16 protein-coding genes are annotated in these 18,754 nt (G+C 57.3%); 13 read left to right on the top strand and 3 right to left on the bottom strand.

Features of this window, described 5'->3' with window-relative positions:
• The first annotated feature begins 406 nt into the window (after window positions 1-406).
• Entirely contained in the window at window positions 407-637 is a 231-nt protein-coding gene (locus ABRP95_RS10030) for an IS3 family transposase (protein ID WP_349838217.1), read from the top strand.
• 872 nt (window positions 638-1,509) lie between these two features.
• Here ABRP95_RS10030 and ABRP95_RS10025 read toward each other — a convergent pair.
• The gene (locus ABRP95_RS10025) at window positions 1,510-1,791 is read right to left on the bottom strand and encodes a hypothetical protein (protein WP_284771368.1); all 282 of its coding nucleotides are present in this window, start codon (window positions 1,789-1,791) and stop codon (window positions 1,510-1,512) included.
• Window positions 1,792-2,592: 801 nt separating this feature from the next.
• Here ABRP95_RS10025 and ABRP95_RS10020 point away from each other — a divergent pair.
• The 3 genes from ABRP95_RS10020 (at window position 2,593) to ABRP95_RS10010 (ending at window position 5,611) form a co-directional block, all read left to right on the top strand.
• Entirely contained in the window at window positions 2,593-3,801 is a 1,209-nt protein-coding gene (locus tag ABRP95_RS10020; protein WP_349839375.1) for an IS110 family RNA-guided transposase, read from the top strand.
• A 333-nt stretch (window positions 3,802-4,134) separates the two neighbouring features.
• Entirely contained in the window at window positions 4,135-4,776 is a 642-nt protein-coding gene (locus ABRP95_RS10015; protein WP_284770470.1) for a helix-turn-helix domain-containing protein, read from the top strand.
• Complete coding sequence (locus ABRP95_RS10010) at window positions 4,715-5,611, top strand: IS30 family transposase (protein ID WP_284770469.1); 897 nt, start codon at window positions 4,715-4,717, stop codon at window positions 5,609-5,611. Before ABRP95_RS10015 ends, ABRP95_RS10010 begins: the two co-directional genes overlap by 62 nt.
• Before the next feature lie 282 nt (window positions 5,612-5,893).
• On the opposite strand, the gene ABRP95_RS10005 is transcribed toward ABRP95_RS10010, so the two are convergent.
• Both ABRP95_RS10005 and groL read right to left on the bottom strand, forming a co-directional pair.
• On the bottom strand, window positions 5,894-6,271 hold the full coding sequence (locus ABRP95_RS10005) for a hypothetical protein (protein WP_284770468.1): 378 nt from the start codon (window positions 6,269-6,271) through the stop codon (window positions 5,894-5,896).
• Window positions 6,272-7,134: 863 nt separating this feature from the next.
• Window positions 7,135-8,778, bottom strand: a complete 1,644-nt coding sequence (gene groL / locus ABRP95_RS10000; RefSeq protein ID WP_284770467.1) for a chaperonin GroEL — start codon at window positions 8,776-8,778, stop codon at window positions 7,135-7,137.
• 1 nt (window position 8,779) lies between these two features.
• On the opposite strand from groL, the gene ABRP95_RS09995 reads away from it, so the two are divergent.
• From ABRP95_RS09995 to ABRP95_RS09955, 9 genes are all read left to right on the top strand, one after another.
• Entirely contained in the window at window positions 8,780-8,923 is a 144-nt protein-coding gene (locus tag ABRP95_RS09995) for a hypothetical protein (RefSeq protein WP_349839374.1), read from the top strand.
• 227 nt (window positions 8,924-9,150) lie between these two features.
• Entirely contained in the window at window positions 9,151-10,518 is a 1,368-nt protein-coding gene (locus ABRP95_RS09990; protein WP_349839373.1) for a dipeptidase, read from the top strand.
• Window positions 10,519-10,765: 247 nt separating this feature from the next.
• A complete protein-coding gene (locus ABRP95_RS09985) occupies window positions 10,766-13,774 on the top strand; it encodes a Na+/H+ antiporter subunit A (protein WP_284850330.1) in 3,009 nt (1,002 codons plus the stop codon).
• Window positions 13,775-14,275, top strand: a complete 501-nt coding sequence (locus ABRP95_RS09980; protein ID WP_284770463.1) for a Na(+)/H(+) antiporter subunit C — start codon at window positions 13,775-13,777, stop codon at window positions 14,273-14,275. It begins immediately after the preceding gene.
• On the top strand, window positions 14,268-16,088 hold the full coding sequence (locus ABRP95_RS09975; RefSeq protein ID WP_284770462.1) for a Na+/H+ antiporter subunit D: 1,821 nt from the start codon (window positions 14,268-14,270) through the stop codon (window positions 16,086-16,088). The genes ABRP95_RS09980 and ABRP95_RS09975 overlap by 8 nt, the downstream gene beginning before the upstream one ends.
• Window positions 16,081-16,608, top strand: coding sequence for a Na+/H+ antiporter subunit E (locus tag ABRP95_RS09970; protein ID WP_237801145.1), 528 nt, complete (start codon window positions 16,081-16,083; stop codon window positions 16,606-16,608). Before ABRP95_RS09975 ends, ABRP95_RS09970 begins: the two co-directional genes overlap by 8 nt.
• Window positions 16,608-16,883 (top strand): monovalent cation/H+ antiporter complex subunit F, encoded by a 276-nt coding sequence (locus ABRP95_RS09965; RefSeq protein ID WP_023018012.1) that lies wholly within the window; start codon window positions 16,608-16,610, stop codon window positions 16,881-16,883. The genes ABRP95_RS09970 and ABRP95_RS09965 overlap by 1 nt, the downstream gene beginning before the upstream one ends.
• Window positions 16,880-17,260 carry a monovalent cation/H(+) antiporter subunit G gene (locus tag ABRP95_RS09960; RefSeq protein WP_284641896.1) on the top strand — a complete coding sequence of 127 codons (381 nt, stop codon included), beginning with the start codon at window positions 16,880-16,882 and terminating at the stop codon, window positions 17,258-17,260. Before ABRP95_RS09965 ends, ABRP95_RS09960 begins: the two co-directional genes overlap by 4 nt.
• 15 nt (window positions 17,261-17,275) lie before the next feature.
• Entirely contained in the window at window positions 17,276-18,751 is a 1,476-nt protein-coding gene (locus ABRP95_RS09955; protein ID WP_284783050.1) for a glycosyltransferase 87 family protein, read from the top strand.
• Window positions 18,752-18,754: the final 3 nt, after the last annotated feature.

Here is an 18,754-nt window from a genome sequence, read left to right as displayed (position 1 = left end):
TCGCACCAGGTCTTTTAGGCCGATGGGTAAAAAATGAGCGTCAACGCCTAAGGATCCTCCGATGGATTAAGCGAGGCTGATCTTCGTGCGGAGAATACTCGTCTGCGTCGTGAGCTGGCAGAAGCCAAGATGGATAACGAGTTTTTGTCACAAGCGACAGCCTTCTTCGCTTTAAGGCAACGCGAGCAGAAAAGTTCGAATTGATGCAGCCAGAGCAAGGCGAACTACAGCATCAAACGCATGGCACGCCTTTTGAAGGTATCTCGGTCTGGATACTACACATGGGCCCATATACAGCAGCAACGCTTATCCGGAAAAAATGATCGTGCATCATTTTACGATGATGTTGATCGCAAGATTCATCAGATCCGAAAAAGACTCCGACGAGGTCTATGGTGCCCTGTGAATCACCGCAGAACTAGGTGAGCGCTACCAGATCAGTGTGAATCGCAAGACTGTAGCCAAGCGGATGCGCATGATGGGCATTGAAGGGATTTCACCGCGTGCTTTCGTTCCAGTGACAACGATCCAAGCCAAGCGCAAGTCCACGCTTCCTGACCTGGTCAAGCGCATGTTTGATACTGGTGAGCTCAACCGGGTGCGGATGTCAGATATTTATCTACCTGCGCACCGATGAAGGATGGTTGTACTTGTGCGTGATCCGAGACGGCCACTCCCGTCGTGTGCTGGGCTAGGCTATGAATAGCGCCCAAGATACGCGCCTAGTCAAAGGAGCACTGCGAATAGCACATGCGCTGCGCGGTGACGTTGCTGATGGTCTCGTGTTTCACGCTGACCGCGGAACGCAATGTACCAGCGAACAACTCTGGGAGGTATGCCGCAACCTAGGTGTTGCTCAGACGGTGGGGCGTACCGGGGTGTGTTTCGATAACGCGATGGCTGAGTCGTTCTGGTCGACGCTTAAAACTTAAGTTCTACGACCGGAAGCGCTGGCCACCCGCGATGCTGCGCGTCAGACTGTGGCTTACTGGATTGAAGTCGTCTACAACCGTCGACGCCGACACTGAAGCCCTCGGGATGGTCAGCCCCATCGACTTCGAGAACCACATCACCCAAACCAGAAACGAAGAAAAATCGCTGCCTAACCACTAGGTAGCTCCACTACGTGTCCACGATTTGCGGGCACGCCATCCCTTTTTTGATATTTATGGTCTATTGGCTACATTTCGTCAAAGACCCCAAAAGATCGATGTTGCATTTCTCGAAATCCAACAGTCACACCAACGCCGAAGTAGGGGAATTTTTCGCCAAATTCAAGGCGGAGAATCACTACGGGACCCCTTTACCATCGTCAAAAAGGCACACTTACGAACTCTATGAGTTTGTCGCCTGTTACAACAACGAAGGATACGGAAAAGGCTAAAGGTCTAACCCTAGTGCGAAATAAGGATTAGACCTTCAAGACCCGGCAATCGCGGATTAACACATCCATCATTACGGTTCGGGTTCACAGTGCAATCGTGCGAATGCCTGGGGGCTGGAGGGGTATTACTTACCGCCATTAAGCCCGAACAGACCACCCAGTCCATTGAGGGTGTCGACGATGCCCTTCGCCGTCTCTACGCCTTTCTTTGCGTTATCCAAGTGCTTGCCGGTAAGCTCGGCCTGCTCCTTGGGGTCTTTTTTAGTGGATTCTTTTTTGTCCAAAGAAAATTCGGAATTAACAATTCCGTTGTCGAAAGTGGTAGTTTCCTGCGCAAATGCTGCGGGAGTAACGGCAGTCATAGCTAACGCAGCTGCTGCGATTCCGAGACTGACCTTACGCTTCATCTGGGACTCCTTAAGGTTTGAATTTTAGTGAACGCAGGCTTAGAATACCCTACAATCTGTAATTTGTAAAGGATCTTCCGTGATATTAAAAAGTCACAGATCTCATCCTTGGTTTTTGAGTTATTTTCAATGCTTGCTGTTACGTGTTCTGTTTTCAGGATTCAGTGCTCACTCTGGCGATAGAAAGTGGATGTGTCGGAGGCTAGGATAGTTCTCCATGTTTGTGTGCGCAGCATGGTTTGTATGTAATTCGCAAAGGGTCCGAGCAGTCTAGAGCTAGTTGATTAGTAGCTTTTCGCCCTGCGACCTTTGTCCCCTCCTATATAGCGGCCCCATTCGATTGCAAATTACCTTCCCCTCTACTGAGTGGCGCACCTGTCTTCGATGTTATAAATCGTCAGCCAAAGAGTTTTCAAAGCTGTGAATTCATTTGGAGGGTGTCTTCGGTTACGTATAGGCCTCCCATTACGTTGTTAGCAGTTCCGCTTGAAGGAGCCCAGGATTCGTAACTCTGCCCCTGTGCAGGGGCAGGTTATGTTTGTCTGCGTTCCTTTTGCTTTTCTTTTTCAGGAGCAGTGGAACTAGTCGCTGGCTTCGGTATGGCTTATTTTCGTCCCTGTCTGATAATGATCCGGGGGGTGATGCCGCCGAAGGCAGTGACATACTCCAAACTGCTAATAGGAACCTGACCCACATCAAGTGTGTGAGGTCTCAAAGTAATGTGGATGCCAGCGTGAAGTATGTCCGACCACCAGCGATGAAAGAAGTCCCATACTCATTAAACTCGCTAGGAGGTCTGGCATGACCTACGACTATGTCATCGGCATGGATGTTGGCAAATACTTCCACCACGCCTGCGTCTTAGATATCGACGGCGCCCAGGTGCTATCTAAGCGCATCAACCAAAACGAAAAATCCCTGCGCACACTCTTTTCAACGTTCAGCGCACACGACCACAAGGTCCTTGTCGTCGTAGACCAGCCAAATAACATTGGTCGACTAACTGTCGCGGTTGCTCAAGATATCGGAATCGACGTGCGCTACCTTCCCGGCTTGGCAATGCGTCAGCTCTCACACATCCATGCCGGAAACGCCAAAACGGACATCCGAGATGCCTACATCATCGCCCACGCTGCAAAGAACCTTCCAGAATCCCTTCGCAGTGTCGACCGCATCGAAGAAGCCTTCCGCCAGTTGAAAGTCCTCAACGGTATCGACGAAGACCTAGCACGCTCCTACACCAGACTCATCAACCAGATTCGAAGCGCACTTGTTGGTTGCTACCCGCAATTCGAACAGGCCATTCGCGGCCAAATAATCCACCGCAAATGGGTCCTGCACCTACTTGCACGCTACGGCGGGCCCACCAAGATAAAACGCTTAGGCAAGGCCAAGGCAGCTGCCTTTGCTCGACGCTATAAGGCACGCAATCCCGAGCCAGTTATCGATGCCATATTCGCTGCCATTGCTGAGCAAACAGTCACCATTGCCGGTGCACACTATGCAGAAATGGGCGTAGCAATGTCAGCAAAGGACGCACTTTTAAAGCTCGAGCACCGCAAACAAATCGACAAGGAAGTCATCGAGCTCATCAACGACATCCCCCACACTCAAATCCTGCTATCCATGCCGGGAATCGGACCAAAGACGGCAGCACAAATTCTCATGACCGCAGACGACATGTCCGACTTTCCGTCAGCTGGGCACCTAGCCTCTTACGCTGGCTTATCGCCCCGAACGAATCAATCCGGAACCTCGATCATGTCGAACTCACTGAACCGAGCCGGCAATAAAAAATTAAAGAACGCCCTATGGCAATCATCTTTTGCATCCATCAGATTCCACGAGCGTTCCCGGCAATTCTATGAACGAAAGCGCAATGAAGGCAAAAGACACAACGCCGCAGTCGTAGCACTCGCCCGCAGGCGACTCAACGTCCTCTACGCCATGATGCGCAACCACGAGTATTACCACGACCCCGCCCCAGCAAAAGAAGCCGCAGCAGCTTAACCCCTAACAGTGAAACAAGCCGACTGGGCAAAATCCCAGTCGGCTACCAGTCGCGCGCAAAAACAACACACCTAAAAATCCCGAGTTGAGGATCCACCCCGTCAACCCCACCCGCGAGACTGCTTGAGTTCAGAGGGTCGTTGCAACACTTTCCCTTAGGAGGGTGTTGTTGTGCCTGGGGTTGTTGGCCCGTTTCATTCGTTGTCTGAGTCGGATCGTCGTGGCTTGGTGTCCATGGTTGGCAGTGGGCGTAGCGTTCGCTCGGCTGCTGGTGAGCTTGGCTGTCATTACGTGCATGCTTTGAATTTTTGTCATGCTCATGGAGTGCCAGTCGTGCATAAAGCCAAACGAGTTGATCGCCGCGGTAGCCAGGCTTTACAGCTTGTAGAACTAGTTAAAGGCGGACTTTCGGTGCACCAAGCCGCCAAAACGTGTGGGGTGCATCCCACCGCTGCGTATGCCGTTGCTACAGAAGCCGAGTGTCATATCCGGCTATCGAGGTATGCCCGGAAAGTCCGCCAAACACAGTTAAGGGTGGAATACTTACGCCTTCGGTTGGCGAGCTTGCCTGTTGGTGATGCTGGGGCTGGGGTAGGAATTGATCGTCGATTGTCTTTAGACTTCGAAAAAGGACTCATCAAATCCGGAGGACCGCGTAAAGAGTTCATACCCGTCGGCGAGGACGCGACCACGTATAAAAGACTCATGAAAGCGCTGCGCCAACGCCATGACGTCATCGAATCTGGACGGCTTTGTGCCCCTGCCTTGCCTGGCGGTGTGGATCCGTATAAACGCATCAGTGATCGCTATATTTGCTTTGAAGAACGCGTTATTATCGCCGACCTTCTTCGTGAGCATGTGCCGCTGCGGGAAATCGGGCGCTGTTTAGGGCGAAGTGCCTCGTCAATTCAGCGTGAAGTACGCAGAAACCACAGCGCCCAAGGCCCGTATCGTGCAGAAACCGCCCAGTTATAAGGCCTGTGCGCGGAGATTGCGGCCGAAAATACCGAAACTGCTGGCCAACAAAAGGTTATGGGACTATGTATGCGCACAATTGCGGGCACAATGGTCACCGGAGGAGATTTCCAATCGCCTGCCCATCGACTACCCCACTGATAAGGACATGCGCATTAGTCACGAAACGATTTATGATGCCTTTTATCTACAGTCCAAAGGAAGACTCAAAGACCTTGGCTTGGACTTGCCTACCGGCAGAAAGAAACGCAAGAAACGCCACACACGCACCACCACACCGGCCCAGCAACGCTTCGTTGACGACATGATCCTCATCGACGACCGGCCAGAAGAGGTTACTGAACGTATTTTGCCAGGCCACTGGGAAGGCGACCTCATCCTTGGTAAAAATAACCAATCCGCGGTGATCACATTAGTAGAACGCGTCAGCCGATTTGTTGTCCTTGGCCACCTGGCAGGCAGGCACACCAGCAAAGAAGTATTCACAGCCCTGCACAAGGCTGTTACTGGAATCGATAAAGCACTCTGGTCATCAATTACCTGGGACCAAGGAAGCGAAATGGCAGGCCATAAATCCTTTACCATGGCCACTGACATTCCCATCTACTTCTGCCATCCAGGATCACCGTGGGAACGCGGCAGCAACGAAAACACCAACGGCAGGCTCAGGAGAAACCTTCCCAAAAACAGCGACCTGTCCATCTACAGCGCCGAGGACCTAGAGATGATCGCCAACATTCACAACCACAAACCACGCAAAGCACTCAACTGGCGCACCCCAGCCGAAGTAATGACCAACGCCCTGACACAAACCGGTAGTATCACACCAAAGTAACCATCATCGTTGCAACGACCCCTAGAATCCAAGCTGACAAACTACATAGGAACACCCCCCTGCTACTTGACCCCAGTTTTGTTCTCATCTCTGAAAAAGAGAAAAATACGTCCAGCTCACACTGAACCGGACGTATTTTTAACAAGCCAGCACTGATTTCATCTCCTGCGGATTCCGTCTACTGAAACTTGACCTATCTTTAATATCGTCAGTGAAAGCAGAAGAAGTGCTTATGCCTTCATTCAAGCTTCACGCATCCGCAAATCCCCATATCGGTGCGACTTAAAGCAAGCTACCGAGTGCGCTGAGATCGAGATCGGAAGAGTTGAAATCGTTCAAGAAGTCAGGAGAAACATCCCCGTTGAACAGGTCGAAATCAGAGGACCCAAGATCGTTCAACAATTCGGAAGAGCCTGCATCGTTGAAGAACTCAGAAGAGCCGTTACCATTGAACTGCTCGGAGGAGCCAAGATTTTCAAAAGAGGAACCGCCAATTTCAAGACTGATGTTTTCCGGATAGGTGGGAGAAGACAGTGGCGGGACTTCTGGGAAATTAATCTCAGGTAGCTTTATATCGGGAAAGTTTCCGCCAGAGACTTCTACCAACAAGTCTTTTATCGGGCCAGAAACGATTTCATTAATCTGGAGCAACAGATCCACTTCAAATCCTTTTCAATCGCTGAAATTGTACTGATGAGACTGAGTGTGGCCAAGTAATGTCGAACAACATGAACAACATGGACACGCTGCGGTCAGTATAGGCTAACTTTGTAACTTTATGGGAATAACTTCTCTCGATTGACCACAAATAGGGGTGTCGTTGTTAAGCTCATCGCCCGTGTAAGTGGAGTGTCTACCAGTAGTTTTCCTGTAGCGGAGTTTCAATCTAGCCTCCGCCCGGAAAGTGGATTCTACAGAGGGTTGTTGTGCTCTTTTAGTCAATAATGTGGAAGTAATTTCTTCGAAACTCGAAGTGCACTAGGTATTGATCCGTTTGAGTAGATGGGAAGTGGCTAAGGGTTGTGCGTAGGTTTCCAACCTGTAAAAGGAGATAAGCCAGAATGACTAGTGCAGCATGATGTGGTCGACGCTGATAATGCCACAATCAATGCGATCGAATCGACACTTGAGCCTAACCTCCGGAGGTGCCCACTTTCCGAGGTTAGGCCAAGCATCACAACGCTGTGCTCGTCGCACTCGCTCGCCGACAACTCAACGTCTTCTTTGCCATGACGCGACATCACAAGCATTACCCTGACCCCGCCTCAGTTAAAGAAGCCGCAGCAGCCTACCCCCATAACCGCGAAACAAGCCGACTGGGCAAAATCCCAGTCGGCTACTAGGCGCACATAAAACGACACTAAGTCAGAGATCCGTCCCTGGCCGCCCCTACCGGCGAAATTTGGGAACTAAGTAGGGGCATCCCGCGTACGTTCAGTATACTCTGAGGCCCACAGCTTTCGCCAGACTCAGGCGCATATAAGAGCGGGAGCTCAGTATGCGCCAGGCGTTGTGCAGGGCTCTTAGAAGCCCATGCCGCCCATGGCGTCAGCGTCGGGCATAGCGTTGTTGGAGCCGGCAGGCTCTGGCTTATCAGCCACAACAGCCTCGGTGGTCAGGAACAGTGCCGCAATGGACGCAGCGTTCTGCAGTGCAGAGCGGGTGACCTTAACCGGGTCATTGATGCCGGATTCCATGAGGTTGACGTACTCACCGGTAGCGGCATTCAGGCCCTCGCCAGCAGGCAGGCCAGAGACCTTATCTGCAACGACGCCAGGCTCCAGGCCAGCGTTGTGAGCGATCTGCTTCAGCGGTGCAGACAGTGCCTCGCGGACGATATTTACACCGGTGGCTTCATCGCCTTCGGCCTCGATGGAATCAAGGACGGAAGCGGCCTGCAGCAGGGCAACGCCACCGCCGGCCACGATGCCTTCTTCCACGGCTGCCTTGGCGTTGCGGACAGCGTCTTCGATGCGGTGCTTGCGCTCCTTGAGCTCAACCTCGGTGGCGGCACCGACCTTGAGCACGGCCACGCCGCCGGAGAGCTTAGCCAGGCGCTCCTGCAGCTTCTCGCGGTCGTAATCAGAATCGGAGTTCTCAATCTCGGCGCGGATCTGCTTGATGCGGCCATCGATCTGCTCCTGGGTGCCAGCCCCCTGGACAATGGTGGTCTCATCCTTGGTGACAACGACCTTGCGTGCCTGGCCCAGGTACTCGAGCTCGGCGGTCTCGAGGGAGAGGCCAACCTCTTCGGAGATGACCTGGCCGCCGGTCAGGATGGCCATGTCCTGCAGGGTTGCCTTGCGGCGGTCACCGAAGCCCGGAGCCTTCACGGCAACGGACTTGAAGGTGCCGCGGATCTTGTTCACCACGAGGGTGGACAGGGCTTCGCCCTCAACGTCCTCAGCAATGATCAGCAGCGGCTTGCCGGACTGCATGACCTTTTCCAGCAGCGGGACGAGATCCTTGATATTGGAGATCTTGGAGGAAACCAGCAAGATGTACGGATCCTCCAGGACTGCCTCCTGGCGCTCCATATCGGTAGCGAAGTAGCCGGAGATGTAGCCCTTATCAAAGCGCATACCCTCAGTAACCTCGAGGTCTACGCCAAAGGTATTGGACTCTTCCACAGTGATAACGGAGTCCTTGTTTACGGAACCGTTGCCCACGGTGTACATAGCCTCGGCGATCTTCTCACCGATTGCCGGGTCTGCGGCGGAAATGCCAGCGGTGGTAGCGATCTGCTCCTGGGTTTCTACTTCCTTTGCGGAAGACAGCAGGGAGTCCACAACCTTCTTGGTCGCGGTCTCGATGCCGCGCTTAATGCCCATTGGGTTGGAACCAGCGGCTACGTTGCGCAGGCCTTCGCGGACGAGTGCCTGTGCCAGAACGGTTGCGGTGGTGGTGCCGTCGCCGGCGACGTCATCGGTCTTCTTAGCAACTTCCTTGACCAGCTCGGCGCCGATCTTTTCGTAAGCATCCTCGAGCTCGATTTCGCGAGCGATGGAAACGCCGTCATTAGTAATGGTCGGTGCGCCCCAGGACTTTTCTAGGACGACGTTGCGGCCCTTGGGCCCGAGGGTGACCTTGACTGCGTCAGCCAGAGTATTCAGGCCGCGCTCAAGGCCGCGGCGGGCCTCTTCATCAAAAGCGATAATCTTTGCCATAGTGTTTGTGCTCCTTGGATTTATTGAGGACGACACTCACGTCTTTCTCGCTGCGGACGCCCGCGACGGCATGGCTGGTGAGTGTGGACCAACCTCAACCACAACGATGGATATTTATCTAGCACTCATCCTGTCCGAGTGCTAACGCCCATTCTGGCACTCTCCTACCCCTACTGCAAGAAACAACGCGCTTGCCTGTAGCGATCTTTTGCCCGCCGCACACCGCTGTAGCACTTCCCCTCGGAAGGATGGCGGCGACGGAAGGTGGCGCGGTGGGGAAGGTGGGGGCATCGGCAAGCGCGGGCAGGAATGCATAGGAATTGTCGTGCGGATCTGTATTGCAGCCCAAGCGCTCAAGGTACCTTGGATTGCATGACAGATATGATTGACAGCATACGTAGCGACCGCGACACCATCTTCCGCCAGCTCAGCGAGCTCGTGGCATTCAACTCCGTGCACAATGAGCCGGGCTTGGAAGACCAAGCCCAGGGCGCAAGCCAGTGGGTGAAGGCCGCGCTTGAAGAAGCCGGGGCAACGGTAGAAACCATCACTACCGCGGATGGCTCCACCGCGATTTTGGGCGAGCGCAAGGGCGAGGAAGGCGCCAAGACCGTCCTGTTGTACTCGCACTACGATGTCGTGCCCGCAGGAGACCGCGCGGCCTGGGAATCCGATCCGTTCACCCTGACCGAGCGCGCCGATGCCGAGGGCACCACCCGCTGGTACGGCCGCGGCGCCGCGGACTGCAAGGGCAATGTGGCCATGCACCTAGCGGCCCTGCGCGCACTGGAAGCCAATGGCGGTACCAAGGTGAACCTGAAGTACCTCATCGAAGGCTCTGAAGAGCGCGGTGGCGAGGGCCTGTCCCAGCTCATCAAGGACCGCCCGGAGCTTTTCGCTGCCGATGCCATCCTGATTGCAGATGCCGGCAATGCCGCGGTGGGCCAGCCCACCTTGACCACCTCCCTGCGCGGCGGCGCGCAGATTGAGGTCGAGGTCAATACCCTGGCCGCGCCCGTACACTCCGGCCAATTCGGCGGCGCGGCCCCAGACGCAGTGAAGGCGCTGATGCGCACGCTGGATTCGCTCACAGATGAATATGGCCGCACCACCATCGATGGCGTGGATACCAGCGCCCACTGGCAGGGCCAGGACTACCCGGCCGAGGCCTTCCGCGGCGATGCGCAGCTGCTCGAGGGCACCGAGATCATGGGCTCCAAGGATCCGGAGGGCGCTACCCCGGTGGCAGATATGGTGTGGTCCCGCCCGGCCATTTCCGTGACCGGCTTTACCTCTACCCCAGTGGCTGAGGCCGTCAACGCCGTTCCTGCTACCGCGGCCGCCAAGCTGAACCTGCGCGTTCCAGCCGGAACCGATGCCCGCGCCATTGGCGAGGCCGTGTGCGAGCACGTGAAAAACCACACGCCGTGGGGTGCGCACGTCAAGGCGGAGGTCGTGGAGGCCAATGCTGGTTTTTCCACCGACCCGGAAAAACCCGCCGCGGCACTTTTGGGCCAGTGCCTATCCGAGGCTTATGGCAAGGACACCGCAGCACAGGGCATGGGCGGTTCCATCCCGCTGACCACCGAGCTGCAGGAAGCACACCCCAACGCGGAAATCGCGCTCTACGGCGTGGAGGAGCCCAAGTGCACCATCCACTCCGCCAATGAGTCCGTCGATCCCACCGAGATCGAGCACGTCGCCGCTGCGGAGGCGCTTTTCTTGCAGCGTTACGCATAGAAAAAGAGCGCAACGGGTGGCATATAATACTGTGCGCTAAAAATAATCTTTCGATGTTGTGGAAAAACCGGTAAACTTTCGACGAGTTGACCCCGTTTCCGGCCACGCTGCTTGCACAAGTGGGACAGTTCGTACTCGGCCGAGTACGAACTGTCTTGGTGTGTATATGCTCCCGGTGCATATCGTCACGCCCCGCGGCAACGAGGGTCTGAGAACTTGACACAACCTAAGGAGCGCAGATTCCAACGTGCTAATACTTCTGGGTGCCCTCATCGTTGCCACCGTGGTTGCACCGCTGCTCATTATGAATGTGGGCCGCCCAGCCTTTGGTTTATTGGCAATAGTTCCCGGTGTCGGTTTCGTGTGGACCCTCGCGCACTTTGCCCGAGGTACCTTCCGCGACGGCGGCGCGCTGAATTACACCATCGAGTGGATGCCGGCCGCGCACCTCGCCGTGGATCTGCGCATGGATGCCCTGGGCGGGCTCTTTAGCCTCATCATCTTAGGCATGGGCGCATTGGTCCTACTGTATTGCTGGGGCTATTTCGATTCCACGCGCCGCCGGCTTGCCATGTTCGCTAGCCAGATGGTGGGCTTTGCCACCGCCATGTTTGGGCTTGTGACCTCCGATAGCCTGCTGCTCATGTACGTCTTCTGGGAGATCACCTCCCTCTTGTCGTACCTATTGGTCAGCTACTATGCCGAGCGCGCCTCTTCGCGCCGCGCCGCACAGCAGGCCCTGATGGTCACCGTCATGGGTGGCCTGTCCATGCTGATGGGCATCTGCCTGCTCGGCCGGCAGACTGGGGCGTGGACGTTTAGCGAAATCAGCGCCTACGATCACTTCCCCCAAACGCCGTACGTCACCGTCGCCATCGTGCTCATCCTGGTCGGGGCACTCACCAAATCCGCTATCGTGCCGGCACACTTCTGGCTGCCGGGTGCGATGGCAGCGCCAACCCCGGTCTCGGCATACCTGCACTCCGCGGCCATGGTTAAGGCCGGAATTTACCTGGTCGCGCGCCTGGCACCGGATATGTACGAGGTGGCCACCTGGCACCTCGTGGTCATTTCCTTAGGCGTATTTACCATGCTGCTCGGCGGCTGGATGGCGCTAAAACAAAAGGACCTCAAGCTGATTTTGGCTTATGGCACGGTTTCCCAGCTGGGCTTTATTACCTCCATCGTGGCGGTTGGCTCCCGGGAAGCCATGCAGGCGGGCCTGGCGCTCACCTTTGCCCACTCACTCTTTAAGGCTGCACTCTTTATGGTGGTTGGTGCCATCGATCACTGCTCGGGCACGCGCGATATTACAAAGCTATCCGGCCTCGGGCGCAGGCAGCCCTTCCTCTATGGCATCGCAGTTATCTCCGCCCTGTCCATGGCGGGTGTTCCCCCACTCTTTGGCTTCGTGTCCAAGGAAGCCGTGCTGGAATCCACCATGCACGAAGAGCTGCTCATTGGTATGCCGCGCAATATGATCCTGGTGGCTTATGTGGCAGGCTCCATCCTCACCATGGCCTATGCCCTGCGCTTTTTGTGGGGCGCCTTTGCCACCAAGAACCTCCCGGACGATAAAGACGGCGTCTCTAAGGCTGTGGCCACGATGCACAAGGTCAATGTGGGCCTGTGGCTCGCCCCGGCCGTGCTCACCGCGCTGACCATCGTGCTCGGCATCGCGCCGCAGGCGCTCTCGGCGGCCATCGATCAGCACCTCGATTCCACCTTTGGGACAGGTGACTACCACGGCCTGGCCCTCTGGCACGGATGGTCGGTGACCTTGGGCGTATCCGCCATCATCATCGTGGCCGGAATCATCGTCCACTGGCGCCGCCAGGTACTCGAGCAATGGCAGTTTGCGTACCCCGCGCTTGGTGATGCCGACGCTGTCTACGACAAGGTCATCTCCACCCTGCGCAAGCTCTCCCTGCGCACCACGGCCGTTACCCAGCGCGGTTCGCTGCAGCTCAACCTGACCGTTATCTTCGCCACCGTGATGGTGCTGCCGCTGACGATGCTGATTACCGGTGATCTCACGGATATCCGCATGGTGGTTGCAGAAAACCCCTGGCAGGTCGTCGCCGCCATCATCATGATGGTGGCCGCCATCGCCGCCACGGTCACCGATAACCGCCTCTCTGCCGTCATCATCGTCGGCATTACCGGCTATTCCTTATCCTTCGTCTTTGCCATCCACGGTGCCCCGGACTTGGCGCTAACCCAGCTGCTGACAGAAACCATCATCATGGTGCTATTCATGCTGGTGCTGCGCCGCATTCCGGCCTCTACCGAGTGGAAGCAGGACCCGAAGATGGGCCGCCTGCGCGCGTGGCTATCCGTCGGCACCGGCCTGACCGTCACCATCGTGGCGATGTTCGCCATCAACGCGCGGTCTGCCGAACCCATCTCGCAGTACATGCCGGAGCTGGCCAAGGAGATTGGCCACGGCGCCAATGCCGTCAACGTCTTGCTGGTGGACCTGCGCGCCTGGGATACCTTTGGGGAGATCACGGTCATTATCATCGCCGCGCTCGGTGTAGCTTCCCTGATTTACCGCACCCAATCCTTCTCCAGGGACAGCCGCCGGCCCACCCTGCAGGTCACGGGTCGCCGCTGGCTGGCCGCGGGCTCGGAATCGGAGCAGGCGCTCAACCGCTCGCTGATGATCGATGTCTCCACCCGCGTGCTCTTCCCCTCCATGATGGCGCTGTCGTTCTACTTCTTCTTCGCCGGGCACAATGCGCCAGGCGGCGGTTTCGCCGGTGGCCTTGTGGCCGCTCTCGCGCTCATCCTGCGCTACCTGGCCGGTGGCCGCGCGGAGCTCGATGAGGCCCTGCCCATCGATGCCGGGCGCACCATGGGCGCTGGCCTCTCCTTCTCCGCCCTGGCGGTGGTGGTGCCGATGTTCTTTGGCTACCCGCCATTTACCAGCGGATATACCTCACCCGAGATCCCGCTTATCGGCGCGGTCTCGCTGCCTTCGGCGCTGGTCTTTGACTTGGGCGTCTACCTCATCGTCGTGGGGCTAACGCTCTACGTGCTCAGCTCGCTCGGCGCCAAGCTGGATGAGGAAGAAGAGATGCGTAAGCAACGCGCTCGCGACCGCGCCCGTTCCCTGGCGCGGAAGAACCGGGAGCGCAGCACCAAGCAAAAGGCCCAGCGGGCGCAAAAACAAGAGAAGAAAAAAGAAAAGATACCAGCCGCAACGAGCTCTTCCGGCACAGGTTCCGGGGACAACGCAGGAAAGGAGAAATAAATGCAAGCCAACCTCTTCCTCCTGCTCGCCGCCGGAGTAATGGTTTCTGCGGGCATCTACCTTTTGCTCGACCGAGCCATGACCAAGATGCTGCTCGGGCTGCTCTTGCTGGGCAATGGCGCCAACCTCTTCATGCTGCAGGCCGGCGGCCCTGCGGGTTCACCGCCCATCGATGGCCGCGAGGCCGAGCCTTATGGCAGCGATATTGCGGATCCTCTCACCCAAGCGATGATCCTTACCGCCATCGTCATTTCCATGGCACTGACGGCCTTCATCCTTACCTTGGCCTACCGCCAGTACCGCTACCGCACCGCCGACGTCATTGAAGATGACGCCGAAGATACCGCGATTGCCGCCAAGGCCTCCAAGCCCGGCAATGCCGCGGCGAGCGCAGACCACGATGCCTCCAATGACCCCGCCACCGGGCGCGCCACCAAGGAAGGCGATAATTTCGGCCCCGAATCCTTCGAGGAGCCGGTGAAGGGAGCCGAAGATGACTGAGCCATTCCACCAAGCTGCCGAAACGATGTACCCGTACGTCGGTGTGCTTATCCCGCTGCCCATTATCATCCCGGCCGTGGCCGCAGCGCTCTCGCTGCTGTTTGCCCGCATGCCTAATGTGCAGCGCCAGATCGCCTTTTTCTCCCTGCTGATTACGGCTGCGGTGAACGCGAGCCTGATCATAATAGTGGATTTCCATGGCATACAGACGCTGCAAATAGGCGGCTGGGACGCTCCCGTGGGCATCACGTTAGTGGCGGACCGGCTCTCCACGATGATCCTCTTTACCTCGTCTGTGGTGCTGTTCTCCGTCATCTGGTACGCCATTTCCCAGGGTGTGCGCGATGGCACCAAGGATGAACCCGTCGCGGTCTTTTTGCCCACCTACATGTTGCTGACCATGGGCGTGAATATCTCCTTTTTGGCCGGCGACCTATTTAACCTGTACGTCGGCTTCGAGGTCTTCCTCGTGGCTTCGTACGTGCTGTTGACCTTGGGGGCATCGGCAGGCCGCGTGCGCGCCGGCGTGGGTTATGTGATGGTCTCGATGGCCTCATCCATGATCTTCTTGCTGGCCCTGGCATATGTCTATGCCTCCGTCGGCACCATGAACATGGCCCAGATTGGCCAACGCATGCAGGACATCCCGGAGGGCACCCGCACCGCCATCTTCGCCACCTTGCTCGTGGCCTTTGGCATTAAGGCAGCAGTGGTGCCGCTGGCCGCGTGGCTGCCAGACTCCTACCCCACCGCGCCCTCGCTGGTCACGGCCGTGTTCGCCGGTCTGCTGACCAAGGTCGGTGTGTATGCGATCATCCGCGCGCGCACGTCCATTTTTACCTATGGTGGGCTCGATACCGTGCTGATGTGGGTGGCGCTGGCCACCATGCTGGTGGGCATCTTGGGCGCCATCGCGCAGACCGATATTAAGCGTTTGCTCTCCTTTACGCTGGTCAGCCACATCGGCTATATGATTTTCGGCGTCTCTTTGGGCACCGCCCAGGGGCTATCCGGCGCTATTTTCTACGCCATCCACCACATTTTGGTGCAGACCGCGCTCTTCTTGGTCGTCGGCCTTATCGAGCGCCAAGCAGGTACATCCTCGCTGCGGCGCCTGGGCTCGCTAATGTATTCCGCCCCGCTTATCGCCGTGCTGTATTTCATCCCGGCCATCAACCTGGGTGGTGTGCCGCCGTTCTCTGGCTTCCTGGGCAAGATCATCCTCATTCAGGCAGGTGCCAATGAGGGCTCCTGGCTGGCGTGGGTGCTCATCGGCGGCGCGCTGGTGACCTCGCTGCTGACGCTCTACGTCATGATGCTGGTCTGGGCCAAGGGCTTCCAGCGCGACCGCGCTGATGCCCCCGAAGGCAATGTCGCCCTAGCCCGCCCGGCCCCACTTTCTGATATCACCGATGAGGTCGAATTTTCCTCCCGCCAGGATGTCGGCCGCGTGCCGTTCGGCATGGTGGGTGCCACGGCGCTGCTGGTCATTGCCTCGACCTCGATTACCTTCCTGGCCGGCCCGATTTCCGGTGTCACCTCCCGCGCGGCCGAATCCGCACAGGATACCTCCATTTATCAGTACGCCGTACTGGGAGAAAATGCAGATAACCCCACCCGGCACCTTGACCAGAAGGACCGCTACGAAGGCGGCGCGGACTCGTACAAGGAGCGCAGCCACCTGCTGCCAGACCCCGGGCCGGCGCACGATCCGGAATCCGGCGACAAGGAGAAGCCAAGCTCGGACGCACCGGCGAAATCGGAGGCACCAGAAAGCCCTACCCCAGTAAAGAAGGAGGCCCGCGATGACTAAGAGCCGCTTTGCCGGTGTGCGCTACCGATTCCGGCCGTGGTTTACCGTCTGGATCACGGTCATGTGGTGCATGCTCATGGGTGAAATCACGGTGGGCAATGTCGTCGGCGGCCTCCTCGTCGCCCTGGTCATCGTCTTCGCCCTGCCGCTGCCGGCGATGCCGATTGCCGGCGTCGAGGTCGCGTGGGGCAAATTCCTGCGATACATGCTGCGCTGGTTCTGGGAGCTGTTTTATGCCTCCCTCAAGGTGGGCTGGCTGGCCTCCCGGCCGCAGCCGCTGCCTAAAACCGCCATCCTGGAATTGCCGATGCGCCTGGAAAATGAGTTCATTCTCTCCCTTGCGGTGACCCTGTACAACCTGCAGCCGGGTGGAACGGTGACAGACATTGACATCGCCAATCGCATGATCACCATCCACATCCTGGATGCTCGGGATGAGGCGCAGATCCAGCGCGAAATCGATGCCGTGTCCCGTCTAGAATCTTCCATGATCGAGATCTTTGAAAGGAGCCACCCATAATGGATCCGCAGATCTATCACGCCATCCTGCTGGTTCCCGCATTCCTGCTATGGGTCTCCGTATTAATCACCGTCTGGCGCATCATCACCGGGCCCAACTCCCTCGACCGGCTAGTGGGAATGGACGGTTTTACCGCGATGTTCCAATGCGCCCTGGCGACCTATATGTGCTGGTCGCTCGATACCTCCGTGGTCTCGGCCATGCTGGTCATCGCGCTGCTCGGCTTCATCTCCACCGTGTCTGTTACCAGGTTTAGGAAGAGGGATAACCAATGAGTTGGTCTCTAATCGCAGATATCCTCTCGCTCACCCTCGTCATCAGCGGCAGCCTGCTCATCCTCGCCGCCGCCATTGGCTTGGCGCGCTTTAAGGACACCATGTCCCGCGTCCACGCCGTGAGCAAGCCGCAGACCACCGGTCTTATCCTCACCATCATGGGTGCGTTCATCCGTATTACTGGCGCGGAATCTTTCAGCATGGCCGAGCGTGGTGATTTGGGTATGCTTATTTTGCTGGTACTGTTTGCGATGTTTACCAGCCCGGTAACCGCGCAGCGCACCTCACGCATTGCACGCCGTGAAGGCCTGTATGGTTCCGAGGAATCGATGTCGCGCAATGACCGCCCCGCCGGCCGTTCGCTGCGCCGCAAATAGGAGGCACCTTTAACCGTGAAAAAGCTCTACGGACTGCCTACTCTGGCCGCCCTTTTGATTGCCTTCTTTATTTTCAGCATCTCCCGCTATAGCAAATACGACGGCCCCAATGCCTTCATCTGGCGCGTGCCACTGGATTTGAAGATTTACTGGCTCGCCGGCGGCGAGGTGGCTGACGGCGCCAATCTTTATGACAACGCCTATATTGGCGATCTTCCTTTTACCTACCCTCCCTTTGCCGGCACGCTGTTCAAGTGGATTTCCGCGCTTGCCGATGACCCCCTTATCATCCTCTGGCAAGGCGGCACCATCCTTGCCTTATTGGCCGTCATCCTCATGGTCTTCCACGAGCGCGGCCTTAAACTTTCGCCGTTGACCTGGGTGGTTGCCATTCTGCTGGTGCTGTGCGCCCCGGCCGTAGAGCCGATGTACGGCACCTTGTTCTACGGCCAGATCAACGTCTTTTTGATGTTCTTGGTTGCCCTCGACGTCATTCCAAAGAAGTGGGCACTGCCAGGAATTGGCATCGGCCTCGCCGCAGGCTTGAAGCTCACCCCAGCCTTTATGGGCTTAGTGCTCCTTTTCCAGAGGCGCTGGTGGCAGGCGGTTATCTCCGTCCTTACCTTCGCGGTGACCGTTGCGATTGGTTTCGTCACCATTCCGGATGCCGGGGTGTTCTGGACCGATGCCATCTTTAATTCCTCGCGCGTGGGTGAACACACCAACCCTGGTGCGCAATCCATTCGCTCAGTCATGGTGCGCGCCTGGGGCATCGACGGCGGCTGGATGTGGCTCGCCGCTGTCGCGGTCGTCTTCGTCTTGACCTGCCTGGCCCTGCGCACCGCGATGAAGCACAAGAATAACTCCGCCGCCGTGTCCATTGCCGGCATTAGCGCATGCTTGGTCTCGCCCTTTTCCTGGTACCACCACTGGGTCTGGATCTTCCCGCTGGCTATCGTGGTTCTCATCTCCGTCAACCAGGCACTGGGCAAGCGTTTGCGCGGTGTTATCGGCGCGCAAGTAGCAGCACTCATTTCCTTCGCGGCCATGTGCGTGGTGCTCCTGCCCTTTGTCTCCGCAGCTTTTTGGCTCGAAGCCTCCAACCGCTCTCTGAACCATGTGGACTTCCAGCCTTGGGCTCTGCTCTTTTTCACCGGCTCCGGCATCCTCTACATCGCCTTTTATGCGCTGTGGGGATTTATCCCCGGCACCCAACCCAGCGAGGAAGACGCTCCCAGCGGACGGCACGCGGCACAGAACGCTACCCAACCACAGCACCACGTCCAGCCCCAGCACGCCCAGCAGGAGCATGCTCAGCCGCAGCACACTCAGACAGCCGGTGCTGCCGCACGGGGTTCTGCCACTACCGACGAAACCGCACAGTTCCCGGTATTTAACCCTGAGACCCGCGAGTTTCCGTCCACCGAGGGCTATACCGATATTCCGGCTCCCCCGTCCTACGGTGGCCGCCACGCACTCGATAACGACTAGCGG

The sequence above is a fragment of the Corynebacterium sp. KPL2895 genome, assembly GCF_040225815.1.
GTDB lineage: Bacteria > Actinomycetota > Actinomycetes > Mycobacteriales > Mycobacteriaceae > Corynebacterium > Corynebacterium rhinophilum.
Note: the sequence above shows the minus strand (reverse complement) of the source record. Positions and strands in the feature narration are given on the sequence as shown.